Genomic DNA, 25,503 nt, shown 5'->3' on the forward strand with positions numbered 1-25,503 from the left:
CACGGCCCTCATTCCCCTCTGCCACCATCAACTTGCTCCGGAGCCAGGGACCAAGACTCGCGCCAAGACGATGCACCCGATGCTGACCGCGACCGCGACGAGAACGAGCACCATCGTCAGCCGTAGTACGGTCCGACGCGTCCATTCTGCGTTCCGCCACGAGACGAGGCCGACGACGAAAACCATCACGAGCGGAACCACAGCGGCGATGAACGCTGCCAGGAGCCCTGCCACTTGTGCGTCCGTCTCCACCCCGATTCCTGCGAAACCGAAGTACAACCATGCGATGGGCAACGTCAACACGCCCAGCACACCCGCGCTAACGGTGATAACGGCATGGCTTTTCGACGTGCGAGGCTGCGACGCGCTGAGCAAGGTACCTGCCGCCGCGAGCGCGAACCCGACAATGTATGGCCACGCCGCCAACGGGTTGATCCCGGAAAGCGCGAGAGACGCTGTTCCGCCGAGCACGAGGTGCGCAGAGACAAGGATGCACCCGAGGAGCGCCGCGGTGGGGGCGGCCTCCGAGACCATGGTCCCGCTTCCGCGGAGGTGTTCAGGGGAGGAGTCCATCATCGGCGTCCTCTCTGTCACTGGTCCGCCAATCGTCTCAGCGCATCCGAGAAGCCTAGCGGCGGTAGCGCCACAGTGAACTGGTGGGACTTCCCCAACACCCCTTCCGCTGCTTTCTCAACTTTCGGCGCAACCATTCCCAGTTGGTGAGGCACGGACAAGTTCTCCTGCCACTCAGAGCCATCGTTCCAGGTACCTAATGTCCTCCCGCAGGCACTCAACGGGTCGAGATTCATCCGTGGACGGCACTACTGCGCCATAGCGTGTGGCCACCGGGCCACTGCGCCAGCAACGATGGTGCTCGGGGACGTGTGGGGGATCGAGTGGGCCATCGCCACGTCTTGCGTCCTCTATGGGATCGTCGTCGCGCTCGCGTACGTCGGCCCCATGCGAGTTCGCACGAAAGCGTCTGAGAGGGTTGGGGCATCATGAGTGACGTTCGCGCAATGCTGGCCTGCCTGGCTAACGAGGAAGTTGCCCGCTTGTTCGCCTCGCTCGTGCTCGCCAATGGACCAGAGCAAAGCCTCTCTCCCGCTCGCAAGGAGAAGGCCATGAGATCGCTCGTACAGAGCGGTCTCATCACTACTGATGAGACCGCTGCAAGCCGACTGAACGTCGTCGAGATCCGGGCGGCACTAGCAGCGCTACGGAGCGCAACGTCAGACGGCGCCTCGCCGTGGCTCGATGAGAACGGGCGCATCAAGTGGTTTCCTCGTCGCCCCGCCGAGCGAGCAGAGTTCCTCGAGAAACTCGGGGTACAGGTGGTCCCAACTCGCGAGCGAATCTCGGAATCCGAGCTGAACGACCGGCTTGCCTCGCTCACCGACGACATCCCGACATTGCGGCGATACCTCGTCGTGCACGGTGTTCTGGATCGCAGCGTTGATGGCTCAAGCTATTGGCGGGCAGCCACGGCCGAGCGGGTCGAGTCTGGCTCGTCCGACCACCGCAGCGTTTGAGGTGGGCATGGAGGGAGACTTCATTCAACTAACTGTACCGAGGACGGAAACGAGCTCGCCAGAGGAGCCGAAACGCCCGCTCAACCGGCACAAAACAAACCGGCCCTGTTCCCTAAATGGAACCGGGCCGGTTTCGCAATCGGATCCGTCTAGTTTCCTAGATACACCCACTGTGCGCGAGGGGGGACTTGAACCCCCACGTCCTTACGGACACTGGCACCTGAAGCCAGCGCGTCTACCATTCCGCCACTCGCGCGAGTGTCTCGTTCCGAAGAACTCAACTTCCCGAGGATATCACGCGATTTCACCCCCTGTTGCACACCCCGGAAGGCGGATCGGCGGCGTTCCCCCAGGACACCTGGCTACGATGTCCCTACCGGTCGGCATGCCAGAGGAGCCCAGTGGGACTACTTGACAGCTTTGAGAAGGGTCTCGAGCGCGCAGTGAACAGCGCGTTCGCGAAGACCTTCCGCAGCGGCATTCAGCCCGTGGAGATCGCTTCTGCGCTGCGGCGCGAAGCCGATACGAAGGCGGCTGTCGTGAGCCGCGATCGCATCATCGCGCCCAACAGCTACGTCGTGCGCCTGAGCGCGGACGATGCGGAGCGGATGCGCGGGCTCGGCGGCGCCCTGACCGATGAACTGCTCGCGCTGCTGACCAAGCACGCCACCTCGCAGGGCTACAGCTTCGCCGGGCCGCTCGCGATCAACCTCGAAGCCGACGAGAAGATCGCCACCGGTACCGTGCGCGTGAACTCGGGTTCGGTCGAGGGACGCGTCAGCTGGCAGGCCGTGATCGACGTCGATGGTCGTCGGCACGCGATCACCCGCGCCCGGACGGTCATCGGTCGCGGCTCGGATGCCGACATCACCATCGCGGATGCCGGGTCGAGCCGTAAGCACGTCGAGATCCTGTGGGACGGCGAGCGCGCCATGATGCGCGACCTCGGGTCCACCAACGGCACGAAGGTCAACGGCCAGAAGCTGCGCGAGGCCGCCCTCCCCACCGACACCACCATCACGATCGGACGCACCGACCTGGTGTTCCGCATCGTCCCCGTGGCCGCCCCGTCGCGCCCTGCGCCTCGCGGTGACGACGCCACCCGAGCGTTCGGAGCCCTCGGTTGAGTGAACTGATCCTCCTTCTCCTCCGCATCGGGTTCTTGGTCCTGATGTGGTTCTTCGTGTTCGGGGTCGTGTACTCGCTCCGGGCCGACCTGTTCGGGGTGCGCGTGCGCAAGCTCCCGGCCGAGGCGACCGCGGGAGCATCCGCCCCCGCACCGACACCGGCGCCCGCGTCGAAGCCGGCATCGTCGCGGGCCTCGACCGGTCCCGCCACGGTCGCGACGGCCAAGCGCCTCGTGATCACCTCTGGCCCGAAGGCGGGGCTCGAGCTTCCGCTGAGCGCCGACTCGCTCACGATCGGTCGTTCCAGCGAATCGGCCCTGGTGATCCGCGACGATTACACGTCCAGCCACCACGCCCGGCTCATGCTCCGCGGCGACGCCTGGGCGATCCAGGACCTCGACTCCACCAACGGCACCTACGTCGCGGGCCAGCGCGTGAGCGGATCGCCCGTCGCCCTCTCGCTCGGCACACCCATCAAGGTGGGCGCCACGACCTTCGAGCTGCGAGCCTGACGCCGGCATGGTCTTCGAAGGCTCGAGCGTCGCGATCTCCCACACCGGGAAGGTCCGCTCCAACAACCAGGACTCCGGATACTCCGGGGCGAACCTGTTCGTCGTCGCCGACGGCATGGGCGGCCACGCGGGCGGAGACGTCGCCTCGAGCATCGCGATCCAACGCCTGGAGCCCCTCGACCAGCCGTACGAGTCGACCGAGGACGCCCAGGCCTCGCTGCAGGCCGCTGCGACCACCGCCGCGGGCGACCTGATCCGCGCCGCGAAGGATCGCCCGGAGCTGGCCGGCCTCGGCACCACCCTCAGCGCGATCATCATGGTCGACGAGTACGCGGTCATCGGCCACATCGGCGACTCCCGCATCTATCTGTACCGCGACGACGCACTCACGCAGATCACCGCAGACCACACGTTCGTGCAGCGCCTCGTCGACTCGGGCCGCATCACCCCGGAGGAGGCGCGCTACCACCCGCGTCGCTCGGTCCTCATGCGGGTGCTCAGCGACATGGACTCCGATCCCGAGCTCGACATGTTCGTCATGCACACGCAGCCCGGTGACCGCTGGCTGCTCTGCTCCGACGGACTCTCCGGCGTGGTCGACGAACCCCACATCCTCAAGGCGATGCAGCTCGGCCTCGCGCCCGGTCGCACCGCAGACAACCTCCTCAAGCAGGCCCTCGACGGAGGCGCGCCCGACAACGTCACGATCGTGCTGGTCGACGTGGGGGGACAGCATCCGATCCACTCGGGCACGCCCACGATCGTCGGCTCGGCGTCGAACCCCGACGGCGTCTATGTGCCCCCGGTTCGCCCTCCGCGCAGCAACTGGCTGCACCCGGTCCGTCAGGCCGCGAACGAGCCCAGCCACTTCGAACCGGCCCCGGAATACCTCGAGGAACTCATCGAGGAAGACCGTCGGCGCGCGAAACGTCGACGTGTCGGATGGATCGCGGCCGCGCTGCTGGTCGTCGCGATGCTCGCCTTCGCTGCGTTCGCGGCCTACAGCTGGACGCAGACGCGCTACTTCATCGGCGCCGACGAAGACAGCGTCGTGATCTTCCAGGGCGTGCAGCAGAACATCGGCCCGATCACCCTGTCGACACCGATCGAAGACACGGACATCCTCCTCGCCGACCTCCCGCCCTACCAGCGCGCTTCGGTCGAGCGCACCATCACCGCCCGCTCCCTGTCCGACGCCATGGCGATCGTCGACCGCCTCCGCACGGGCGCCGAAGCGAACGTCATCCCGCAGACCCCTCTGCCCACACCGATGCCCACACCGAGCGAGACGCCCGCCGGAGGTGAGGGATGAGCACCGACGTCCAGGCGGACACCACCGTCATCAAGGCCCTCAAGCGCCTCCGCATGCCCCAGACGCAACGCAATCGCGAGTTCTGGCTGCTGCTCTTCGCCTGCGCGATCAGCGGCGGCGCCCTGACGCTCGTGCAACTGGGCGCCCTGGGTGTGATCGACCCGATGATCCTCGCGATCGGCGGCGGCCTCGCCGCCCTCGCCTTCGCGCTCCACATCGTGCTGCGCTTCGTGGCCTCGGACGCCGACCCGTTCGTGGTCCCGATCGCCACGCTCCTCACCGGCCTCGGCATCGCGATGATCTACCGGATCGACATCGCGTTCAAGAACACCGGCTGGGACGCCTACTCCACCAAGCAGCTCGCGTGGACGGCGATCTCACTCGCCGGCGCGATCGCGGTCGTGATCCTGCTGCGCAACTACCGGATCCTGTTCCGGTACACGTACATCTTCGGTCTGGCCGGAATCCTCCTCCTGCTGCTGCCGTTCGTCCCGGGGCTGCGGATCGCCGATGCCAACGCGGCCGTGTGGGTCTCGCTCGGCGGCATCTTCGCCTTCCAGCCCGGAGAGCTCGCCAAGATCTGCCTGGCGATCTTCTTCGCCGGGTACCTGGTGCGCACTCGCGAGAGTCTGACCTCGGTCGGCAAGCGGGTCCTCGGCATCACCTGGCCCCGCATGCGCGAGCTCGGGCCGGTCCTGGTGGTCTGGCTCATCTCGCTCGGCATCATCGTCTTCCAGCGTGACCTCGGAACCGGAACCCTGATCTTCGGGATGTTCGTCGCGATGCTCTACGTCGCGACCGGCAAGACGAGCTGGGTGCTCATCGGCCTCGGCCTGGTGGTCGCGGGCGTCGCACTCGCGACGCAGATCCTCAGCTACGTCCAGGGCCGCTTCACCAACTGGCTGTTCCTCTTCGATGCCGGCCGTGTCGACCCGGACGGTGCCGGCTACCAGCCGATGCAGGGCCTGTTCGGGCTCGCGCGCGGTGGACTCATCGGCACCGGATGGGGGCAGGGACGCCCCGAGGTCACCCCGCTCGCCCACAGCGACTACATCATCACCAGCCTGGGTGAAGAGCTCGGCCTGATCGGGCTGTTCGCGATCCTCTGCCTGTACATGGTGTTCGTCAGTCGGGGCATGCGCATCGGCCTCGCCGGCCAGGACGACTTCGGCAAGCTGCTCGCCACCGGGTTGTCGTTCACGATCGCGCTGCAGGTGTTCATCATGGTCGGCGGCGTCACCCGGCTCATCCCGCTGACCGGCCTCACCACGCCGTTCCTCGCCGCGGGCGGATCCTCACTCGTGGCCAACTGGCTCATCGTCGCGCTGTTGCTGCGCATCTCCGACGGTGTCCGCCGCCAGCCGAGGGTGGTGATCGGATGACCAAGGAACTGCGCCGGCTCAGCATCCTGATGCTGTTCATGTTCGTCGCGCTGTTCGCCGCGACGAGTTGGATCCAGGTCGTCGAGGCCGACAGCCTCGCCCAGAACAGCCACAACAAGCGCACCCGGCTCGACAGCTACGAGATCCAGCGGGGCGCGATCATCGTCGACGGCGCCACCATCGCCAACTCGGTGCCCAGCGACGACCAGTACCAATTCCAGCGGGTCTACACGGATGCGCCGATGTGGGAGCCGGTGACCGGCTACTTCAATGCGGCACTCGATTCACGCACGGGCATCGAGCAGGCGATGAACGCCGACCTCTCCGGCACCGGAGCGAACGCATTCCTCGGTGAGGTCGAGCGCATCCTCTCGGGCCAGCCGCAGCGCGGCTACAGCGTGGAACTGTCGCTGAACACGGCGGCGCAGAAGGCCGCTTTCGACGCACTGGGCGATCTCCAGGGTGCCGTCGTCGCGATCGAGCCGAAGACCGGCCGGATCCTCGCGATGGTCTCGAGCCCGGGGTTCGACACCAACCTGATGGCGACCCATGATGCGGACGCGGCGAACGCCACGTACGAGCAGCTCAAGGCGGACCCGTCGAAGCCGTTGTCGAACCGGGCCATCGCGGGCGACCTCAACCCTCCCGGCTCGACGTTCAAGGTCGTCGTCGCCGCGGCGGCCTACGCCAGCGGGGACTGGACCCCGACCTCGACCCTCCCCAACCCCGTGTCCTACACGCTCCCCGGATCCTCGAACCGGGTGTCCAACGCGTGGGGCGGAAAGTGCGGTCCGGGGACGACGGTCACGATCGCAGAGGCGATCCGACTCAGCTGCAACATCCCGATGGCGGAACTCGCGGTCGAGCTCGGCGACGACACGATCCGCGAGATGGCGGAGAAGCTCGGGTTCAACAAGTCCTTCGAGACACCGCTGGAGTCGACGTCGTCGAGCTACCCGCGGGCGCTCGACGACGCCCAGACCGCACTGACCGGATTCGGCCAGGGCCAGGTCACTGCGACACCGCTCCAGATGGCGATGGTCTCGGCCGGCCTCGCCAACGATGGTGTCGTGATGAACCCGCGGATGGTGGATGCCGTCATCGGCAACGACCTCTCAGTCATCAAGGCTTTCGAGAACAGCGAGTTCGGCCGGGCGATGGAAGCGGACGTGGCGAACGACGTCACCGCAGCGATGGTCGCGAGCGTCGCTACGGGCGCGGCCCAGGGTGCAAGAATAGACGGGATCGACGTGGCCGGTAAGACGGGCACCGCAGAGAACGGAAACAGGCCGCACACGTTGTGGTTCACCGGTTTCGCACCGGCGAACGACCCCGCGGTCGCAGTAGCGGTCGTCGTCGAAGACGGCGGCGGACAGGGACAATCAGGAAGTGGCGACACCATCGCCGCTCCGATTGCGAAGAAGGTCATAGAGGCGGTGCTGGGCAGATGAGGCCGACGCAGGGTGTGTCGTTCGGTGGTCGTTACGAGCTGCAGTCGCGTATCGCGATCGGTGGCATGGGCGAGGTATGGGAAGCGACGGATCACGTCATCGGACGTACCGTCGCCATCAAGATCCTCAAGGACGAGTACATGGGGGACCCCGGGTTCCTCGAGCGCTTCCGGGCTGAGGCCCGGCATGCCGCCCTCGTCAACCACGAGGGCATCGCCAGCGTCTTCGACTACGGCGAGGAGAACGGCAGCGCCTACCTCGTCATGGAGCTCGTGCCCGGCGAGGCGCTCTCGACCGTGCTCGAACGCGACGGCGCGCTGAGCGCCGACAAGACGCTCGACATCGTCGCCCAGACGGCATCCGCTCTGCAGGCGGCCCACGCGGCCGGCCTCGTGCACCGTGACATCAAGCCGGGAAACCTGCTCATCACGCCCGACGGCCGCGTCAAGATCACCGACTTCGGCATCGCGCGCATCGCCGACCAGGTCCCGCTCACCGCGACGGGCCAGGTCATGGGCACCGTGCAGTACCTGTCGCCCGAGCAGGCGTCGGGTCACCCGGCCTCTCCGGCGACCGACACCTATTCACTGGGCATCGTCGCCTACGAGTGCCTGGCGGGCAAGCGTCCGTTCACGGGTGAGTCGCAGGTGGCGATCGCCATGGCGCAGATCAACGAGCAGCCTCCGCCGCTGCCGCCGACCGTTCCGATCCCGGTGCAGAACCTGGTCATGGCGATGATCGCCAAGAAGCCCAGCGACCGCCCGTCCTCTTCCGCGACGGTGGCGCGTGCTGCCCAGGCGCTGCGTCGCGGTGACCTGAACTCCGCCGCGATCGCCGTCCCGGCCATCGCGACCGGTGGCATCGCCGGTGACGATGACGCGACCCGGATGCTGACGGCTTCCGGCGACGACGGCACCACTCGCATCCTTCCCACGACCGCTCAGCTCCCCACCGAGGAAGCCGCGGAGGAGGAGAAGAAGAAGAAGCGCAGCCCCTGGACCTGGCCGCTGATCGCGCTGATCGCGCTGCTGGTGATCGTCCTCGGCGGCACGGTGTGGGCGATGCTGGCGAATCAGCAGGGCGAGGCGGATCCCACGGGATCGCCGTCGCAGAGCTCCACCCCGCCGAACACGCCGTCGGAGTCTCCGACGCCCGAGGTGACGCGCGTCAACGTGACCGCACTGAACCTCGTCGGCATGGACTGCGCGACCGCGACGTCCACGCTCACCGACGCCGGTTTCGACAGCGAGATCACCTGCCCGGAAGGCGACGCGGCTCCCACCGACGCCGAGGTCGGCAAGGTCTACGACGTCTCCCCCCGGGGGAACGTCGAGACCACGCAGCCGATCACGCTCACGATCTACGCCAGTCGCGCCGCCCTGCCGACCCCGACCGACGCTCCCACCATCACCGGTGACCCGATCGCCGGCAGCACCGTGACGATCGCCTGGGGCACCGGCTTCACCTGCCCCAGCGGCACGACGCTCTCGGGCTACGTGGTCTCCCTGCAGAACGGCACCTTCGTGTCGGGTGGGCCGAACTTCCAGCCCACGCAGCGCAACACCCAGGTGAAGGTCGCGGACGCCGTGGGCCAGCAGCTCATCGTCACGTACCAGGGGTTGTGCTCCGGCGGCGACCAGCGCACGTCGGCCGCATCGCCCCCGCTCTCGGTCCCGATCGTCGCGGCACCCGATCCGGGCGACGGTGATGAGGGCGGCGATTCCGCCGAGTAATCTGTAGTTCAGCGCAGTAGCAGTCGTTTCCAGGGGGGTAGTACGTGTCCACAGAGCCACGAGTCATCGCGGGACGTTACCGCGTCGACGAGCTCATCGGGCATGGCGGTATGGCCAAGGTCTACCGCGGCTATGACCTCACCCTCGGGCGCGAGGTCGCGATCAAGATCCTCGACGCCGAGCTGGCCCGCGACACCACGTTCCGCACACGGTTCCGCCTGGAAGCGCAGGCGGCATCGCGGATGTCCCACCCCTCGATCGTGCGCGTGTACGACGCCGGGGATCCGTCCGCGACCGACTCCTCCTCCGACGAGCCGCCGTACATCGTGATGGAACTCGTCAAGGGCACCCTCCTCAAGGACATCATCTCCGCGGGCCCCGTCCCGGTGGAGGACGCGGTCCGCTACGTCGACGGCATCCTCGAAGCTCTGGACTATTCGCACCGAGCAGGAGTCGTCCACCGCGACATCAAGCCGGGCAACGTGATGGTGACCGACAAGGGTCAGGTCAAGGTGATGGACTTCGGTATCGCCCGAGCCGTCTCCGACTCGTCGTCCACCGTGGCCGAGACCACCCAGATCATCGGGACCGCCGCCTACTTCTCGCCGGAGCAGGCCAAGGGCGAGCCCGTCGACGCGCGTGCCGACCTCTACTCGACCGGCGTCGTCCTGTACGAGTTGCTCACGGGACGCCAGCCGTTCCGCGGAGAGTCGCCGGTGGCGGTCGCCTACCAGCACGTCAGCGAGACACCGGTCCCGCCGACCGAGGTGAACGAAGACGCCCCCGGCGCCCTCGACCCGATCGTCCTCCGTGCCCTCGCGAAGGATCCGTACCAGCGCTACCCGGATGCCGCGCACTTCCGCGCCGCCCTGGACGCCGCCGTCGCCGGAGACGCACCGACACGCAAGCAGCTCGGAGCGCTCACCAGCGAGCTGTACGGCCCGAGCCCGCGACAGGCACAGGAGACGGCTCGATCCCTGCGCCAGCTCAGCTCCGACACCACGATGACCCGTACCCAGTCCGGCCCTCCGGTGGCGTGGATCTGGGCGGGGGTCGCCCTCCTCGCGGTGCTGCTGGCGTCCGTACTGTTCTGGGTCGTCACGATCAGCATGCGACCGCCCGAGGTGCCCAGCACTTCGCGCATCATCCCGAACCTCGAGAACGTCTCCGCGGAGCGCGCACAGGATGAGCTGGCGAAACTCGACCTGACCTCGAAGATCGTGATCGAGTCGAGTCCCGAGATCAGCGAAGGCAACGTCATCCGCACCGATCCCGAAGCCGGCGTCTCGGTGGAGGAGGGCACCACCGTGACCCTCCACGTGTCCTCCGGCGTCGAGACGGTCACCGTCCCGAAGATCGAGGGCATGGGATTGGACGACGCCACGAAGGCGTTGACGGCGGCGGGCCTCGAACTCGGTACCGTGGTCCAGCGCAACGACAAGGCCTTGGCCGAGGGCACCGTCATCTCCGCCAGTGAGAAGGCCGAGACCGAAGTTTCTCCGGGAACAGTGGTGAACCTGGTCGTGGCGAGCGGGAAGGTCACGCTGACCGATGTCGTCGGCTGGACCGTCGACGCCGCCACGACGAACCTCACCGACCTCGGTCTCAACCCGGTGGCGGTGGAAGACGCGGAGTGTCCCGCCACCGACCCGACGACCGTGAATTCGATGTCGTCGGCTCCGGGCGATGTCCCGGTCGGCTCCACCGTCGAACTGCGGTACTGCAGCGGCAGCTGATCGGGTTCCGAGGCGTCGGCGCGCCGACCTCAGCGTGAGAGCGGGTGCAGGCGCTCCGATCGGGCGACGGCGCTCGTCGCACCGCACAGCTCCAGCCAGTTCGCCAGAAGCCGGTAGCCGCCTTCTGTCAGCACGCTCTCGGGGTGGAACTGCACGCCGTACAGCGGCAGCTCGCGGTGTGCGAGCCCCATCACGGTGCCGTCCTCGGTCCATGCGGTGACCGTGACGTCCGGAGGAAGGTCGGCCTCCGCGAGCGTCAACGAGTGATAGCGGCCGGCGGAGAACGGTGAGGGGATGCCGGCGAACAAGGCGGATCCGTCGTGCCTGACGGCCGAGACCATCCCGTGCATGAGCTCCGGCGCCTCGCTGACCGTCGTGCCGAGGGCTTCGCCGATCGTCTGGTGCCCCAGGCACACGCCGAGCGTCGGTACTCCGAGCCGAGCGGCGATGCGGACCGCGGCGATCGATGCCCCGGCATCGGCCGGCGCTCCGGGTCCGGGCGAGAGCAGCAGGGCGTCGTGCGAGAGGAGCATCGACTCGAGAGCCTCGGAGTCCAGGGAATCGGACTCGACCATCAGGGTCTCCGCTCCCAGTTCGTGCAGATAGCCGACGAGGGTGTGCACGAAGCTGTCGTGGTTGTCGACCACGAGCACTCGGGTCATTCGACGTCGACCTCACCGGGGGCGACGATCGGGCTCACCCACGGGAAGACGTACCAGAACAGGCCGTACAGGACGGCGGCGATGACGACGAGCAGGATGAGCACGCGCAGCCACGACGGGCCGGGCAGCAGGCGCCAGAGTGCGGCGTACATCAGTCTTCTCCCTCGTGGATGTCCATGATCACACCGACGGTGCGGCCGGCGGAGGCGGCGGGTCGGTCAGAGCCTGGGGAGGCCCCTCGGCACGAGGCTGGAAGCTCTCGAACACCCCGTAGGCGACGATGCGCTCGGCGAGCGAGTACAGCGGGGAACAGGCGGTGAGCGTGATGTACTGCTCTCCGGTCTGCTGCTCGGGCATCTGCGGCACGTCGGCGAGCACGTCGGTCTGCGTCGGCTTGACGTACTCCAGCGTCCGGAAGCGGTAGGTGTACCAGCCGTCGGGCGTCTCGACGACGATCGCATCGTTCAGCTGCAGCTTGTCGAGCTGATTGAAGGGCTTGCCCCACGTCGTCCGGTGCCCGGCCATCGAGAAGTTGCCGACCTCGCCCGGCATCTTGGAGTCGGTGTAGACGCCGATCCCCTTCTGGTCGAGGGTGCGTGCACGGGACGTGCCCCCGTAGATTCCGAAGTTGTAGTCGGCGCCGAATCGCGGGATGTGCATCTGCCCGAACCACTCCGCGTCGGCGGGCGCCGCCGGCACCGGCGGAACGTAGGTCGTGGTGCCGTCCTCCGCCTCGACGACCGGGGGCAGCGCAGGGGCTTCGGCCTGCGCGAGCTCTTTCGAGATCGCCGCGCCCTCTTCGTTCTTCTGCGCACTGATGATGATGTCGCCGATCCACATCTGCCAGGCGACGAACAGCAGGACGATGACTCCTGCGGTCAGCAGCAGCTCGCCGAGCACACTCGCGAACGTCGCGCGAGACCGTGGTCTCGCGCGACGCGGGCGTCGCCCCCCAGGCACGACGGAAGCAGTCATGGCGCGATCATATCCGGGATCGCTGAACGCATGCCGGTGATCGAGCGATGTGGGCTCGGCAGCTCATGGGTGTCCCGGGTACAATGACGGCATGGCACGTGACCGCAAGACCGAAGAACCCGCCGTCGAGCGCGCCGAGGGCGAAGCCGCTCCCAACGCCGTCTGGTTCAAGCCGGTGATGATCGGCTTCATGCTGCTCGGTCTCGCCTGGATCCTGGTCTTCTACATCTCGGGTATGCAGTTCCCGATCCCGGGACTGGACAACTGGAACCTGGCGATCGGTCTCGGTATCGCGCTGATCGGCTTCCTGATGACCACGCGCTGGCGCTGACGCCCCCGACTTTCGACGAAGGCCCCCTCGCATCGCGAGGGGGCCTTCGTCATTTCCGGAGCGAAAGGCGACCTGTGCCGCGAGGGGCGGGGTTGTTCCCGGAGCGAGCATCGGGAGGGACCCGCGAAGCGGGAGGGCACCCGCTCTGCGAGCGAAAGGCGACCTGTGCCGCGAGGGGCGGGGTTGTTCCCGGAGCGAGCATCGGGAGGGACCCGCGAAGCGGGAGGGCACCCGCTCTGCGAGCGAAAGGCGACCTGTGCCGCGAGGGGCGGGGTTGTTCCCGGAGCGAGCATCGGGAGGGACCCGCGAAGCGGGAGGGCACCCGCTCTGCGAGCGAAAGGCGACCTGTGCCGCGAGGGGCGGGGTTGTTCCCGGAGCGAGCATCGGGAGGGACCCGCGAAGCGGGAGGGCACCCGTTCTGCGAGCGAAAGGCGACCTGTGCCGCGAGGGGCGGGGTTGTTCCCGGAGCGAGCATCGGGAGGGACCCGCGAAGCGGGAGGGCACCCGCTCTGCGAGCGAAAGGCGACCTGTGCCGCGAGGGGCGGGGTTGTTCCCGGAGCGAGCATCGGGAGGGACCCGCGAAGCGGGAGGGCACCCGTTCTGCGAGCGAAAGGCGACCTGTGCCGCGAGGGGCGGGGTTGTTCCCGGAGCGAGCATCGGGAGGGACCCGCGAAGCGGGAGGGCACCCGCTCTGCGAGCGAAAGGCGACCTGTGCCGCGAGGGGCGGGGTTGTTCCCGGAGCGAGCATCGGGAGGGACCCGCGAAGCGGGAGGGCACCCGTTCTGCGAGCGAAGGGAACAACCCCACCCCGACCCCACAAGAGTCACCGAGAGCGAAAGTTATCCACAGCCCCCTCCACAGCCTGGGGAGAATTACACCGGTGTTATTCACAGGGGTTAACAACCCTGTTAACAACTTCGGATCAGGACAAAAGGATCAGCGGCGGCACGAAAGCCACGACCACGATCAACAGCACGACCAGCGCGGACAGCAGGATGATCTGCAGGGTCCGCTGCTCTCGACGCTTCGTCTTGACGTAGATCAGAGCGACCAGCGCTCCGACGACGGCACCGCCGAGGTGCGCCTGCCAGGAGATTCCCCCGACGAAGAGACCGAACGCGAAGTTAATTCCGAGGATGACGAGGATTCCCGTCACGTTGGCGCCGATGTGGCGACCGATGATCAGCAGCGACGCCAGGAGCCCGAAGATCGCCCCGGATGCGCCGACCGTCCACGAACCGGGCGCGAGGATGGCGACCATCACCGATCCCCCGAGGCCGCTGATCAGATACAGGGCGAGGTAGCGGGTGCGGCCGAGCATGGGCTCGAGGCTCTGCCCCAGCATCCACAGCGCGAGCATGTTGAGGGCCAGGTGGATGAAGCTCCCGTGCACGAGCAGCACGGTGAGAAGACGCCAGGGCTCGAAGGGCACGGCGAAGAGATTCGGGTACAGGAAGGGGGCGAAGAACCCCAGAGCCTGGATGAGCGGGTCTTTGAACCCGGGGATCAGCTGCACCAGCCCGATGAAAGACGTGATGGCGAGCAGCGCGTAGGTGACGACGGGTCGCCCGCCGCGGGTCACGGCCAGGGCACCGCCCCGACCACCGCGCCAACGACGTTCGGCCTTCTTCTGCGCGGGCGTCCTGTTCTTCCGCTCGGCATTCATGCACTCCGGGCAGATGACGCCGACGGGTGCCTGGGTCTGGCACTCGGGACAGATGGTGCGCATGCACCGCTGGCAGAGCACGAAGCTCTGCCGATCCGGATGGCGATAGCAGAAGTTGTCGCGATTGCTCGTGAACTCAGGCGTGGTCATCCGGATCGGCCGCAGCTGTCGTCAGGCCGCGACGATGTCGATCGACTGCAGCACGACCGGCTCGACCGGGCGGTCGCCGGGGCCCGTCTGCACGGCGCCGATCGCGTCGACGACAGCCTTGGAGGCGTCATCGGCGACCTCGCCGAAGATGGTGTGCTTGCCCTGCAGCCACGGCGTCGGGTCGGTGGTGATGAAGAACTGCGAGCCGTTGGTGCCCTCAGGTTTGCCGGTGATGGCGTTGCGGCGGAGGCCGGCGTTGGCCATCGCGAGGATGTAGGGCTCGTTGAAGTTGAGCTCCATGTTGATCTCGTCGTCGAAGTTGTAGCCGGGGCCTCCGACGCCCTGTCCGAGCGGGTCGCCGCCCTGGATCATGAAGTTCGGGATGATGCGGTGGAAGATGACGTCCTTGTAGAGAGGACCCTCGCCGGGCTTGCCGGTGGCGGGATCGGTCCACTCCTGAGTGCCGTCGGCGAGCCCGACGAAGTTCTTGACCGTCTTGGGGGCGTGGTCGCCGAAGAGGTTGATGACGATGTCACCGTGGTTGGTGTGCAGGGTTGCGACGTGGGAAGCGTGAGCCATGTCCTCATTCTCGCAGAGCTTCCGGTGAGTTCGCCCGGTGTACCGCGGATCCGATGATGGCGCAAGGGTCCGGTGATTCCCGCCCGGCATCCAGGCTCTCGTGGCAAGATGGGGAACCCGTACTCCAATGGACAGGAGAGCATCGTGAGCCTCAGCCGCAAGCGGAAGAAGGAACTGCGTCGTCTTCAGAAAGACGCGAACCAGCTCTGGGAGAACCAGCAGGTGCTCGTCGGCCACGCCGCCGAGGTCGCACGCGAAGCCGGCCGTCAGCTCGGCAGCATCAATCGCGAGCAGGTCGTGCCTGTCATCCAGGACACGTACAACCGTCGTGTCGCACCGGTCGTCGACCGTGGCGTCAAGATGGGTCGGCACGTCGTCGACGACAAGGTCGTCCCGATCGTGGGTGGAGTCGTCGGATCCGCACTGACCGCCTGGGACGTCGCGAACGCCAAGCGCTACGGCGTCACGCCTCCCGCTCCGCGCGGCGCCTTCGGCAAGAAGCAGAAGTCGGGCCCCGGCCTCGGATCGGTCATCGCGATCGTCCTCGGTGCCGCTGCCGCCATCGGTGTCCTCTACGCCGCCTGGCAGACGCTGCGTGCCGATGACGAGCTCTGGGTCGCGGACGACCCGCTCGCAGCCCCCGACGCGTGAACACTTCGGCTCCCGCCTCCGTCGCCTCCGGTGGCGGAGGCGGTCCGCATGCGCGGGTGCGTGAGGCCGCGCAGGCCCGCGGTCTCGACATCGAGATCCGCGAGCGTCCGGCCGCCGGCAGCCTCTTCGAGGCGGCGGAGCTGCTCGGCATCCCCGCGTCCGGCATCGTGAAGACCCTCGTGGTGAAGCGCTCGGACGACACCTTCCTGTTCGCCCTCGTGCCGGGCGGACGTTCGATCTCGTGGCCGAAGCTGCGTGCGCTGGTCGGGGTCAACAAGCTACGGCTCCCGGAACCAGAACTCGCCCTCGCGGCGACCGGCTACGAACGAGGCACCATCGTGCCGATCGGCAGCACCACCGACTGGCCCGTCTACGCCGACGAGTCCATCGTCGGACAGCGCATCGCGATGGGTGCGGGGACGCACGGATTCAGCCTGTTCGTCGAAGCCGACGACCTCATCGCCGCATATGGGGCGACCGTCGCCGACATCTCCGTGCCCGAGGAGCGCTGACGCCGCACGCTGACGCTCGGCCTCAGCTCAGAGGAGGCCGGCCATGCGCATCGCGATGTCGACCAGCTTGACGCGCTGCAGCTCGGCGACGGAGGTCAGCGGGAACCACTCCGCCATGTCGGTCGAACCATCGGTCTCGAAGCGGAGCTTGCCGCCGGTGACCGCGCCGCGATAGACGATGCGCAGGGTGTGCAGCGGCTCGGCGGCCTTGTGCACACGCCGGCCGGCCGGGATCACACGGGAGTGGATCCCCAGGAGTTCGCCGACTTTGATGCTGTAGCCCGTCTCCTCACGGAGTTCGCGCCGCACCGCGTCTTCCGGCGACTCCCCGGGCTCGAGCCCGCCACCGGGCATGGTCCACGCCACCCGCCGTCCTTCGGTCCAGCGCGCCAGGAGCAGGCGGCCGTCGTCATCGGTGACGACCGCATACGCCGCGACACGCAGGTCCATGCGTCACACACTATCCGCCGACGAGGGCGGTCGATGACCGCGTGTCAGACGACCCGCACACCCGCCAAGTAGGTGGACGTCACCTGCGTCGCGGCGAGGTCTTCAGCGGACACCGTGACCGGGTCGCGATCCACGACGATGAAGTCCGCGAGGAGTCCGGGGGCGAGGACGCCCACCTCCCGCTCGCTGAAGAGCTGCCAGGCGGCGTTCGCCGTGTGCGCGAGGAGCGCCTGATCCCTGGTGACCGGTGTGCCGCCGGGCATCCGATACCCGTTGCGGGTGGTGCGGGTCTCGGCGACCGCCATGTTGCGGAAAGGCTCGTTCGGGGTGACCCACCCGTCGTTGTGGAACGTCACGCGATGTCCGGCTGCGAACGCGGCGCCGGCATCCGCCCAGGCACCCCCGTGCTCCGGACCGAAGAGATCATCGACGAGCACTTCGCCCCAGTACGTGATGTGGTCGACGAACAGACTCACCGTGACCCCCAGCGATGCGGCGCGCTCGAACTGCGCCGGCGTCATCGCGCCGCAGTGCTCCAGCCGGAACCGGTGATCGGTGAGCCCGTGCCGCGCGATGATCTGCGCGAAGACATCGAGGGTCGCGTCGATCGCCAGGTCGCCGTGCGCATGACACGCCAGCTGCCACCCCGCACCGGCATAGGGCTCGGCGATGGCCGACAGCTCGTCCGAGGTGTAGTTCGCCCGGCCGATGTGGTGCGGCTCGAGTCCGAGCGCACGGGTCGCCGGGGTGTCGAGGTACGGGAAGGAGGTGGCGATGTTGCCGACCCAGGGAGAGCCGTCCGACCACGTCTTCACGCCCGTCTGCCGGAAGAACGGGTCGTCGCCGCCTCGTGCGGAGGGGATCCCGCCCGGACGGGACATCTCGTACCACCGGAGGCGCACCGGCATCTCACCCTTCGCACGCAGGGCGTCGATGAGCGGACCGAGTCCGGGATTCCACGACAGGTCGGCCACGGTGGTGATGCCCCGCGAAGCCAAATCGAGCAGGTGTGCAGGAAGGATGCGGGGGAGCTGCTCCTGTGCCTTCGCGAGCATCGGAGCGACGACCATCTCGACCGCGGCGGCCTCGAGTGCGACACCGGTGAGCTCCCCGTCGGCGTCCCGTCCGAACGAGGCACCGGCGGGGTCGGGGGTGGTCCGGTCGAGGCCTGCGGCGAGCGCCGCAGCGGTGTTGAAGTAGACGGAGTGGCCCGAGTTGTGGATCACGACGAGAGGAACGCCGCCGGCCAGCTCGTCGAGGAAGTGGATGTCGGGATCGGGGAGTCCGCGCTGCAGCAGCGAGTCCCAGCCGTTCGCGAAGACGGCTTCCCCATCGGCCTCCGCGACCGCCGTGCGCAGAGCTGCCAGCACGCCCTCGGCCTGGGGAACGACCACGGGCCGGAGGTCGACGACCAGGTCGGACAGCAGGATCGCCGCGAATCCGGGGTGCCCGTGCGGCTCGATCAGCCCGGGCATGACCCAACCGTCCAGCGCGACCACGTCGGCGTCGGGGTGGTCGCGGCGAATCTCTTCCGCCGAGCCGATGGCCACGATGGTGGCGTCGTCGACGGCCATGGCTTCGACCTGGATGTCGGTGCTCGGCGCGAAGGGACGTATGCGGCCGGTGAAGACTGTCGTCATGGCGTCAGTCTGTCAGGCGTCGGCGCCACGGCGGGGATCGATCAGGAATCGAGAAGCACGCCCGCGTCTCTCCTCCGTAGTGTGAAGTCCATACCGGCAGCACACCGAGAGGACCGAAGATGGCCGAGAAAGAGAAGAACTTCAGCGCCGAAGAACGCGAGGCGATGCAGGCCGCCGCGAAGGAGGCCCGCACCCGACGTTCCCGGGCGAAGAAGTCACCGGAAGAGCTGCGGGCAGCAGGGGAGGCCGACATCACGGAGGCCATCGAGAAGCTCACCGCCGAGGACCAGGCTCTGGCGAAGAAGCTGCATGCCCTCGTGTCGGAGGTCGCCCCGGAGCTGGTGCCGCGCACGTACTACGGGATGCCGGCGTGGGGTCGTGACGGGAAGGTGCTCTGCTTCTTCCAGCCCGCGAGCAAGTTCAAGGTGCGCTACGGCACCTTCGGCTTCGAACCGATCTCGAACCTCGACGACGGCACGGTCTGGCCGACCGCGTACGCCGTGACCGCGCTCACCGACGCCGATCTGGAGTTCCTCGCGGAACGCATCCGCGTCGCGATCAGCTGACCGTCGACCCGGCGGCGACCGCGCAGTAGCGTGGATGTCGTGAGCACACTCCCGTTCCCCGCCTCCGTCTACTCCGCCCGGCTCAGCCGCGCCGCTTCCCTCGCCGCCGACGCGGGGCTCGACGCCATCGTGGTCGGTCCCGGGCCGGATCTGCAGTATCTGGTGGGAGTGGAAGGCGACACGATCGAACGGCTGACGGCCCTCGTGATCGCCCCCGGCGCGACGCCGACGGTCGTGGTGCCGCGCATGGAACTCGCGAAGGTGCGCAGCACGGCTGTCGGCGAGCTGGGTCTCGCGGTCGCCGACTGGGTCGATGGAGAAGACCCGTATGCGCTGGTGACTTCGGCGGTGGGCGACGCCGCCCGTGTGGGTGTCTCCGATGCCCTCCCCGCGCTGCACGTCCTCCCGATCGGGGATCGTCTCGGGGTGCGCCTCGAGCTCGCGACTCCGGTGCTGCGCGAAGGGCGGATGATCAAGGACGCCGAGGAGATCACCGAACTGCGCCGGGCCGGAGAAGCCATCGACGCGGTGCATCGACGGGTGCACGAGTGGCTTCGGGCAGGACGCACCGAGCGCGAAGTGGCAGCCGACATCGCCGAGGCCATCGTCGCGGAGGGCCACCGCACGGTCGAGTTCGTGATCGTCGGGTCTGGTCCGAACGGCGCCGACCCGCACCACGAGGTGTCGGATCGGGTGATCGAGGAGGGCGACATCGTCGTGGTCGACATCGGCGGTGCGGTCCCGAGCGGATACAACTCGGACAGCACGCGGACCTACGTGGTGGGGACTCCCGCCCCCGCAGCCGCCGAACGGATCGCGGTGCTCGTGCGGGCGCAGCAGGCAGCGGTCGAAGCCGTGCGTCCCGGTGCCACCGCGGCCGAGGTGGATGCCGCCGCCCGGAGCGTGCTCACCGACGCGGGTCTGGGGGAGGCGTTCCTGCATCGCACCGGCCACGGCATCGGCGTCTCGGTGCACGAGGAGCCGTACATCGCTCCGGGCAACGACCTGGTCCTGCGCGAAGGCATGGCGTTCAGCATCGAGCCCGGCATCTACTTCGCCGGCGAGTGGGGCGCCCGCATCGAGGACATCGTCGTCGTCACGGCGGACGGTGGGGAGCGGCTCAACGTCGCGCCGCACGGTCTCACCGCGGTCGGCCTCCGCTGACCTCGCGCGCTGACCGAGCGCGAGCACTTCCCGCGATACGATCGGCGCATGCGTCGCCGCCGCAAGGTCTCTTTCGCCACCGCATCTCCGGCGACCCGAGCACGGTACGCGAAACGCCGCCAGAATCGGCTCGCCCGCGTCGACAACGACCTCACCGACGAGCAGTGGTACGACCTCATGGAGGCCTGGGGCGGATGCGCCTACTGCGGCGGTGACGGCGCAGCTCTACAGCGTGACTGCATCCAGCCCGTGTCGCGCGGCGGTCGCTACACCCTCGAGAACGTGGTCCCGGCGTGCGCCTCCTGCAATGCCAGTAAGCACAATGACGAGGTGACCGGGTGGCTGCGACGGAAGAAGCTCGATGAGCGGACGTTCCTCGTCCGTCATGCCACCATCCTGCGCGCCTTGCGGCCCTCCCCGGACGGCACCGCGCTCCCCTAGTCACTAGTCTCGACTCATGACGACGATCGCGCCCCTCACCGCCGCGGACCAGCCCGAGTGGCTCGCTCTCTGGCGGGGGTACCTTGCGTTCTACGAGACCGACCTCGACGCGACGATCACCGCTTCCACCTTCGAGCGACTGGTCGACCCTGATGGCGGTATCCAAGGGGCCATCGCCCGCGACGAGACGGGCACGGCCGTGGGCATCGTGCACTGGTTGACGCATGCCGCGACGTGGACGACCACGGACTACTGCTACCTCGAAGACCTGTTCGTGGCACCCGACGTCCGCGGCGGCGGTGTCGGGCGGGCACTGATCGCGCACGTGCGAGCGTGGGCCGAGGAGCACGGATCCGCGAAGGTCTACTGGCTCACCGCCGAGTCGAACACCACAGCGCGAGGCCTCTATGACCGCGTCGCCTCCCGGTCGGGGATGATCCACTACCAGATCGATCTCGCCTGACGCGGGGATGATGGGGGCATGCGCGTCGAGAGAGTGGTCCCTGATCTCACCGTGACCGATCTCCGTTCCGCGGTCGCCGAGCATTCGGCGGTTCTCGGGCTGCGGGTGCTGATGGACCACGGCTGGATCGTGACGCTCGGCGACGAGGAGGGGCACCAGCTCAGCCTGATCACCCGCGACGCCTCGGCGCCGGTGAATCCCGATGTCTCCGTCTTCGTCGACGACGTCACGGCGGCCTTCGCCCGCGCGGAAGCGTTGGGCCTGGAGATCGTGCATCCACTCACCGACGAGCCCTGGGGTGTCACGCGCTTCTTCTACCGCGACTCCGATGGTCGCGTCATCAACGTCGGGATGCACACCGATCGCGAGTGACCGCGAAAAGAGAGAAGCCCCCGGTACGCACCGAGGGCTTCATCTTCCGGTGGAGCCTAGGAGATTCGAACTCCTGACATCCTGCTTGCAAAGCAGGCGCTCTACCAACTGAGCTAAGGCCCCGTGAGGGATTTCTTGAGTTGAGGAGTGGGGCTACCAGGACTTGAACCTGGGACCTCTTCATTATCAGTGAAGCGCTCTAACCGCCTGAGCTATAGCCCCGTCAACCTCCAAGACTTTACCGGAGAAAGACGGAATTTCCGAATCGAGGGCGACGACCCGGGAGTGTCCTCGCCCTCGACCGTGTTCAGCGGCCCGGGCGGATCGTCGCCGTGCCCGCGGAGAGCGATACCTCGATGGTCCGCCGCGCGCTCGATGCCTCCTGCACCTTCGAGTTGAGGGTGCCGGCGCTGATGTCCTGGCTCACGGCGTACTCGACATCGGGCAGGGTCAGATCGAGCGATCCGGCACTGACATCGATCGTGGTCTGCGACGGCGGTGTACCGGTCAGCTCGACCGTGAGGTCACCCGCGGACACACCCAGATCGGCCACGGTCACGCCATCGAGGAGGATGTCGGCGCGACCGGCGCTCATCTCCACGTCGAGTTCCGTGGCGGAGCCGGTGACGTCGAGCGCGCCGGCGCTCACGGTGGCGTCGAGCACCCCGAAGTCGCCGTCCACGTCGAGGCTGCCGGCATCCAGTGTGAGGTCGGCGTCGAGCTCCGCGTCCCGCAGGCTCTCCGGCAGCGTGAGCACGGCGATCTGCTCGTCCCCGAACCAGCTGCCGAACCACCACCCGAACACGCTGTCCGGGCTCCGGACGATCAGTTCGTCGCCGTCACGCTCGAACGTCCACGCGGGTCCTCGCCCGTTGGTGATCGCCAGCTCTGCCTGATCCACGTCGCCGAACTCGACGCGCATGCTGCTGGCATCCGCATCCAGGTCGACACCCTCGATGCCCCGCGCGTTCGCGGTCTGCACGGAATCCGGCCGGCTCGCCGAGATGACGGAACCCGCCGCAGCGGCGACCGCTGTGCCGCCGGTTCCGAGAAGGGCGATCCCGCCCACCACCGCTGTCACGACCAGGACGGCCGTGGCTCCGGACGAACGCCCTCCCGTGGGGCTGGGCGGCGGCGGTGTCGGTGCCCCCTGCGCCGCCGATGGCTGCGGCGGAGAGGCGGGCGGGGAAGCGGGCGGCGGGGTGAGCGGGGTGTGCTCGCCCGGGAAGCCGTTGTTGTCGGTGGTCATCGTGCCACTCCTGTCTGGCCGGTCGGCGGCGTCGGGCCGCCCGTGTTCTCGATGTGGGCGAGCGCGGCGAGCACGCGGCGATTGCCGGACTCGTCCGGGTCGAAGCCCAGTTTCTGGAAGATGGAAGTGATGTGCTTCTCGACGCTGGCCTCCGAGAGGAACAGCAGACCGGCGATCGCCTGGTTCGACTTCCCCTCGGCGATCAGCGCGAGCACGGTGCGTTCCCGCTCGGTGAGTCGCATCATCTTGTCGTCGCGATTGCGGCGCGTGAGGAGCTGAGCGACGACCTCGGGGTCGAGAACGGTCGCGCCCTCCGAGATGCGCTGCACCGAACCGAGGAACTCCTCGACATCGGCGACCCTGTCCTTGAGCAGGTATCCGAGCGGACCGCCCTGCGCCGCGATCAGATCCGAGGCGTATCGCTCCTCGACGTACTGCGAGAGCACGAGGATCGCGAGCGACGGGCGCGAGGCCCGCAGACCGAGCGCGGCGCGGATGCCCTCGTCGGTGAAGGTCGGAGGCAACCGCACGTCGAGGATGCAGAGATCCGGTGCACTACCGGCCACCGTCTGCTCGAGCTCCACCGTGTCAGCGAGAGCAGCGACCACCTCGTGCCCTGCGTCCTCCAGCAGGCGAACGAGGCCTTCTCTCAGCAGGACCGAGTCCTCGCAGATCAGGATGCGCACGGTACGTTCACCTCCAGGCTGGTCGGTCCGCCCTGCGGGCTGTCGAGGCGGAAGGTCCCTCCCGCGGCGAGGATGCGGTTGGCGATGCCGTCCAGACCCCCACCGGGCTGCACCTGAGCGCCTCCGATACCGTTGTCCTCCACGCGGGCCCAGAGGGTGTTGCCCTCACGCACGCGCACGGTCACCCGGGCTTCACTGGCCCGCGAGTGCTTGGCCGCGTTGGTCAGGGACTCCGCGATCGAGAAGTACACGGCGGCCTCGGCCTCACGGCTGCACCGGCCGTCCATCCGGACATCGAGGTGCACGGGAATGTGCGACCTCCCGGCAAGAGCGGAAAGGGCGGCGTCGAGACCACGATCATCGAGCACCGAGGCGTGAATGCCGCGAGCGAGTTGGCGGAGTTCGGTGATCGCCGCCTTGGTCGAGGTGTGAGCCTCGTTGATCAGCTCCTTGGCGGCCTCCGGATCGTTGTCGATCTTCTGCTGCGCGAGTCCGAGCGTCATCCCGACCGAGACCAGCCGCGGCTGTACCCCGTCGTGCAGATCGCGCTCGATCCGGGTGCGCTCCACATCGGCGGCGCGCACCGCACCCTCACGCTGGGCGGTCGACGTGCGGACGCGCTCGGTGAGCTCGGTCTCCTTGCTGCGGATCACGATCGCGAGGGAGAGGGTTCGATGCAGCAGTGCCAGCCCGATCATCCCGACGACGCAGGCGGCGAGGCCGAGGACGCCGATCAGCGGAGCCCAGGCCACGGGGATCCCCCCGCCACCGAACGGTCCGATGACGGAGTCCGCGGCCGTGAGCGGGGCGAACGAGATGATGATCGACCACACCAGACCCCAGAAGAGTCGGAGGACGACGAAGCCGAGCACGGCGGAGATGGCGAAGTTCGCCACTGCCCGCCACATCCGGCCGTCGATGGCCTGCCGTCCGAGGGACCGCAACCACCCGCCGAATCCGGGACGATCACGCGGCTGTAAACGCAGCGGCGGGATCGGCGTGCGGTAGAGCGCGCCGACACGAGCGACTTCGAACCAGCCGAGTCCGTAAAGGGCGTAGACGAGTCCGACCAAGAGGACGACGCCGATGCCGGCGGCGAAGAGGAGGCCGATGCCGGTGCCGAGAAGGCCGCCGAGCATGCCGAAGATGACGCCGCCGAGGACGCCGACGCCTGCCAGATGCAGGATCGTGAGGAAGATGCGCAACGGCGGCTTCACCGCGGTTGCGGAAGCCGGGGTCGCAGTCTGAGTGGTCATGCTTCCAAGGTACGGCGGGGCCGTTGCGCGCGGCACCGAGTCACCCGGACACTCTGTTTCGGGTTTTCCGTAACGCGTGCTTCCGGATCTCCTGTGTCCCGAGCCTCCTTCCTGCTTCACTGGAGGCATGACGATGCACGAAGCAGAACCGCACGGCGCCGGTCTCGGCCAGCGACTGAACTGGCTGCGCGCGGGGGTGCTGGGCGCCAACGACGGCATCGTCTCCGTCGCCTCCCTGGTCGTCGGAGTGGCCGGTGCCACGACCGACAACGCCGCGCTCCTCACCGCGGGCATCGCCGGCCTCGTCGGCGGAGCGATCTCCATGGCCCTCGGGGAGTACGTATCGGTGAGCAGCCAGCGCGACAGTGAGCGCGCGCTGATCACGAAGGAGCGCGAAGAGCTGCGCACGATGCCTGCGGTGGAGCTCGACGAGCTCACCCAGCTCTACCGCGACCGCGGGCTCTCCGACGAGACGGCACGTCAGGTGGCGGTAGAGCTGACCGCGCACGACGCCCTCGCCGCTCACCTGGAGGTCGAGCTCGGCATCGACCAGGACGACCTCGTGAATCCGTGGCATGCGGCGATGTCCTCGGCGATCGCCTTCACTCTCGGTGCACTCCTGCCCTTGCTGGCCATCCTCCTCCCGCCCCCGGAATGGCGGGTGCCGGTGACCTTCGTCGCGGTCCTCCTTGCTCTGGCCGTGACCGGAACCGTCTCAGCCAGGATCGGAGGATCCGCGCCGGTGCGCGCATCGATCCGGCTGGTGCTCGGCGGAGCACTCGCCCTCGCCGCCACATGGCTCATCGGCACGCTGCTCGGCACCACCGGCGTCGTGTAGCAACCGCTCGAGGGAACGACGAAGGGCGGATGCCGCAGCATCCGCCCTTCGTGTGTCCGTGTGAGGG

The 25,503-nt window shown here is 67.9% G+C and carries 28 protein-coding genes and 3 tRNA genes; 17 read left to right on the plus strand and 14 right to left on the minus strand.

Translation table 11 applies throughout. The annotated features are described in order from the left end of the window. Positions 1-27: 27 nt before the first annotated feature. A complete protein-coding gene (locus tag ACLF6J_RS10790) occupies positions 28-576 on the minus strand; it encodes a hypothetical protein (protein WP_134352600.1) in 549 nt (182 codons plus the stop codon). A 425-nt stretch (positions 577-1,001) separates the two neighbouring features. Here ACLF6J_RS10790 and ACLF6J_RS10795 point away from each other — a divergent pair, with 425 nt between their 5' ends. Continuing rightward, positions 1,002-1,532 (plus strand): DUF2087 domain-containing protein, encoded by a 531-nt coding sequence (locus tag ACLF6J_RS10795; protein ID WP_134352599.1) that lies wholly within the window; start codon positions 1,002-1,004, stop codon positions 1,530-1,532. A 173-nt stretch (positions 1,533-1,705) separates the two neighbouring features. Here ACLF6J_RS10795 and ACLF6J_RS10800 read toward each other — a convergent pair. Further along, positions 1,706-1,788 (minus strand) — tRNA-Leu (locus ACLF6J_RS10800). A gap of 145 nt (positions 1,789-1,933) precedes the next feature. On the opposite strand from ACLF6J_RS10800, the gene ACLF6J_RS10805 reads away from it, so the two are divergent. The 7 genes from ACLF6J_RS10805 to pknB are packed head-to-tail and all read left to right on the plus strand — an operon-like array spanning position 1,934 to position 10,785. Next, positions 1,934-2,659 carry an FhaA domain-containing protein gene (locus tag ACLF6J_RS10805; protein WP_131491629.1) on the plus strand — a complete coding sequence of 242 codons (726 nt, stop codon included), beginning with the start codon at positions 1,934-1,936 and terminating at the stop codon, positions 2,657-2,659. Beyond that, positions 2,656-3,171, plus strand: a complete 516-nt coding sequence (locus ACLF6J_RS10810) for an FHA domain-containing protein FhaB/FipA (RefSeq protein WP_134352598.1) — start codon at positions 2,656-2,658, stop codon at positions 3,169-3,171. The genes ACLF6J_RS10805 and ACLF6J_RS10810 overlap by 4 nt, the downstream gene beginning before the upstream one ends. Positions 3,172-3,178: 7 nt before the next feature. Further along, the gene (locus tag ACLF6J_RS10815; protein ID WP_134352597.1) at positions 3,179-4,483 is read left to right on the plus strand and encodes a PP2C family protein-serine/threonine phosphatase; all 1,305 of its coding nucleotides are present in this window, start codon (positions 3,179-3,181) and stop codon (positions 4,481-4,483) included. Further along, the gene (locus tag ACLF6J_RS10820) at positions 4,480-5,865 is read left to right on the plus strand and encodes an FtsW/RodA/SpoVE family cell cycle protein (protein ID WP_047522058.1); all 1,386 of its coding nucleotides are present in this window, start codon (positions 4,480-4,482) and stop codon (positions 5,863-5,865) included. Before ACLF6J_RS10815 ends, ACLF6J_RS10820 begins: the two co-directional genes overlap by 4 nt. Further along, a complete protein-coding gene (locus ACLF6J_RS10825) occupies positions 5,862-7,316 on the plus strand; it encodes a penicillin-binding transpeptidase domain-containing protein (RefSeq protein ID WP_134352596.1) in 1,455 nt (484 codons plus the stop codon). The genes ACLF6J_RS10820 and ACLF6J_RS10825 overlap by 4 nt, the downstream gene beginning before the upstream one ends. After that, entirely contained in the window at positions 7,313-9,049 is a 1,737-nt protein-coding gene (locus ACLF6J_RS10830; RefSeq protein ID WP_134352595.1) for a protein kinase domain-containing protein, read from the plus strand. The genes ACLF6J_RS10825 and ACLF6J_RS10830 overlap by 4 nt, the downstream gene beginning before the upstream one ends. 44 nt (positions 9,050-9,093) lie before the next feature. Continuing rightward, a complete protein-coding gene (gene pknB, locus ACLF6J_RS10835) occupies positions 9,094-10,785 on the plus strand; it encodes a Stk1 family PASTA domain-containing Ser/Thr kinase (RefSeq protein ID WP_134352594.1) in 1,692 nt (563 codons plus the stop codon). 29 nt (positions 10,786-10,814) lie between these two features. Here the strand turns inward: pknB and ACLF6J_RS10840 are convergent, their stop codons facing one another. From ACLF6J_RS10840 to ACLF6J_RS10850, 3 genes are read right to left on the minus strand one after another with little or no spacing between them, the layout of a single operon-like run. Further along, positions 10,815-11,447: an anthranilate synthase component II gene (locus ACLF6J_RS10840; protein WP_134352593.1), complete on the minus strand. Its 633-nt coding sequence runs from the start codon at positions 11,445-11,447 to the stop codon at positions 10,815-10,817. Next, positions 11,444-11,599: a hypothetical protein gene (locus ACLF6J_RS10845; protein ID WP_166804676.1), complete on the minus strand. Its 156-nt coding sequence runs from the start codon at positions 11,597-11,599 to the stop codon at positions 11,444-11,446. Before ACLF6J_RS10845 ends, ACLF6J_RS10840 begins: the two co-directional genes overlap by 4 nt. 28 nt (positions 11,600-11,627) lie before the next feature. After that, positions 11,628-12,422: a class E sortase gene (locus ACLF6J_RS10850; RefSeq protein WP_134352592.1), complete on the minus strand. Its 795-nt coding sequence runs from the start codon at positions 12,420-12,422 to the stop codon at positions 11,628-11,630. A gap of 91 nt (positions 12,423-12,513) precedes the next feature. Here ACLF6J_RS10850 and ACLF6J_RS10855 point away from each other — a divergent pair, with 91 nt between their 5' ends. After that, complete coding sequence (locus ACLF6J_RS10855) at positions 12,514-12,753, plus strand: cell division protein CrgA (RefSeq protein ID WP_047522075.1); 240 nt, start codon at positions 12,514-12,516, stop codon at positions 12,751-12,753. Between the two features lie 922 nt (positions 12,754-13,675). On the opposite strand, the gene ACLF6J_RS10860 is transcribed toward ACLF6J_RS10855, so the two are convergent. Then, the gene (locus tag ACLF6J_RS10860) at positions 13,676-14,569 is read right to left on the minus strand and encodes a rhomboid family intramembrane serine protease (RefSeq protein ID WP_131491636.1); all 894 of its coding nucleotides are present in this window, start codon (positions 14,567-14,569) and stop codon (positions 13,676-13,678) included. A gap of 21 nt (positions 14,570-14,590) precedes the next feature. Further along, positions 14,591-15,148, minus strand: coding sequence for a peptidylprolyl isomerase (locus ACLF6J_RS10865; RefSeq protein ID WP_047519733.1), 558 nt, complete (start codon positions 15,146-15,148; stop codon positions 14,591-14,593). Positions 15,149-15,292: 144 nt separating this feature from the next. On the opposite strand from ACLF6J_RS10865, the gene ACLF6J_RS10870 reads away from it, so the two are divergent. Together ACLF6J_RS10870 and ACLF6J_RS10875 are read left to right on the plus strand one after the other, a co-directional pair. Beyond that, positions 15,293-15,799, plus strand: coding sequence for a hypothetical protein (locus ACLF6J_RS10870; RefSeq protein WP_047519770.1), 507 nt, complete (start codon positions 15,293-15,295; stop codon positions 15,797-15,799). A 56-nt stretch (positions 15,800-15,855) separates the two neighbouring features. Then, positions 15,856-16,311, plus strand: coding sequence for an aminoacyl-tRNA deacylase (locus ACLF6J_RS10875; protein WP_194239360.1), 456 nt, complete (start codon positions 15,856-15,858; stop codon positions 16,309-16,311). A 27-nt stretch (positions 16,312-16,338) separates the two neighbouring features. On the opposite strand, the gene ACLF6J_RS10880 is transcribed toward ACLF6J_RS10875, so the two are convergent. Further along, on the minus strand, positions 16,339-16,761 hold the full coding sequence (locus tag ACLF6J_RS10880; RefSeq protein WP_047519735.1) for an NUDIX hydrolase: 423 nt from the start codon (positions 16,759-16,761) through the stop codon (positions 16,339-16,341). 44 nt (positions 16,762-16,805) lie between these two features. Further along, entirely contained in the window at positions 16,806-18,401 is a 1,596-nt protein-coding gene (locus ACLF6J_RS10885) for an amidohydrolase (protein WP_134352591.1), read from the minus strand. Positions 18,402-18,520: 119 nt separating this feature from the next. On the opposite strand from ACLF6J_RS10885, the gene ACLF6J_RS10890 reads away from it, so the two are divergent. Genes ACLF6J_RS10890 through ACLF6J_RS10910 form a run of 5 tightly spaced genes read left to right on the plus strand, consistent with a single transcriptional unit; the run spans position 18,521 to position 21,407 of the window. Continuing rightward, positions 18,521-18,967: an iron chaperone gene (locus tag ACLF6J_RS10890; RefSeq protein WP_047519736.1), complete on the plus strand. Its 447-nt coding sequence runs from the start codon at positions 18,521-18,523 to the stop codon at positions 18,965-18,967. A 39-nt stretch (positions 18,968-19,006) separates the two neighbouring features. After that, positions 19,007-20,131, plus strand: a complete 1,125-nt coding sequence (locus ACLF6J_RS10895; RefSeq protein WP_134352590.1) for a M24 family metallopeptidase — start codon at positions 19,007-19,009, stop codon at positions 20,129-20,131. Positions 20,132-20,179: 48 nt separating this feature from the next. After that, on the plus strand, positions 20,180-20,572 hold the full coding sequence (locus ACLF6J_RS10900; protein WP_134352589.1) for an HNH endonuclease: 393 nt from the start codon (positions 20,180-20,182) through the stop codon (positions 20,570-20,572). Between the two features lie 16 nt (positions 20,573-20,588). Next, positions 20,589-21,035, plus strand: coding sequence for a GNAT family N-acetyltransferase (locus ACLF6J_RS10905; RefSeq protein ID WP_134352588.1), 447 nt, complete (start codon positions 20,589-20,591; stop codon positions 21,033-21,035). An 18-nt stretch (positions 21,036-21,053) separates the two neighbouring features. Continuing rightward, positions 21,054-21,407 (plus strand): VOC family protein, encoded by a 354-nt coding sequence (locus ACLF6J_RS10910; protein ID WP_047519744.1) that lies wholly within the window; start codon positions 21,054-21,056, stop codon positions 21,405-21,407. Positions 21,408-21,457: 50 nt separating this feature from the next. On the opposite strand, the gene ACLF6J_RS10915 is transcribed toward ACLF6J_RS10910, so the two are convergent. The 5 genes from ACLF6J_RS10915 to ACLF6J_RS10935 all read right to left on the minus strand — a co-directional run bounded on the left by ACLF6J_RS10915 (position 21,458) and on the right by ACLF6J_RS10935 (position 24,598). Then, positions 21,458-21,530, minus strand: a tRNA-Ala gene (locus ACLF6J_RS10915). A gap of 25 nt (positions 21,531-21,555) precedes the next feature. Beyond that, positions 21,556-21,629: transfer RNA gene (locus ACLF6J_RS10920), tRNA-Ile, on the minus strand. An 85-nt stretch (positions 21,630-21,714) separates the two neighbouring features. Continuing rightward, positions 21,715-22,656: a DUF4097 family beta strand repeat-containing protein gene (locus tag ACLF6J_RS10925; RefSeq protein ID WP_134352587.1), complete on the minus strand. Its 942-nt coding sequence runs from the start codon at positions 22,654-22,656 to the stop codon at positions 21,715-21,717. Next, positions 22,653-23,342, minus strand: a complete 690-nt coding sequence (locus ACLF6J_RS10930) for a LuxR C-terminal-related transcriptional regulator (protein WP_134352586.1) — start codon at positions 23,340-23,342, stop codon at positions 22,653-22,655. Before ACLF6J_RS10930 ends, ACLF6J_RS10925 begins: the two co-directional genes overlap by 4 nt. After that, positions 23,330-24,598: a sensor histidine kinase gene (locus ACLF6J_RS10935; RefSeq protein WP_134352585.1), complete on the minus strand. Its 1,269-nt coding sequence runs from the start codon at positions 24,596-24,598 to the stop codon at positions 23,330-23,332. Before ACLF6J_RS10935 ends, ACLF6J_RS10930 begins: the two co-directional genes overlap by 13 nt. A gap of 127 nt (positions 24,599-24,725) precedes the next feature. Here ACLF6J_RS10935 and ACLF6J_RS10940 point away from each other — a divergent pair, with 127 nt between their 5' ends. Next, a complete protein-coding gene (locus tag ACLF6J_RS10940; protein ID WP_134352584.1) occupies positions 24,726-25,436 on the plus strand; it encodes a VIT1/CCC1 transporter family protein in 711 nt (236 codons plus the stop codon). Positions 25,437-25,503 lie beyond the last annotated feature (67 nt).

The organism is Microbacterium sp. IO18 (assembly GCF_049099505.1).
In the GTDB taxonomy this organism is placed as follows: Bacteria; Actinomycetota; Actinomycetes; order Actinomycetales; family Microbacteriaceae; genus Microbacterium; species Microbacterium aurugineum.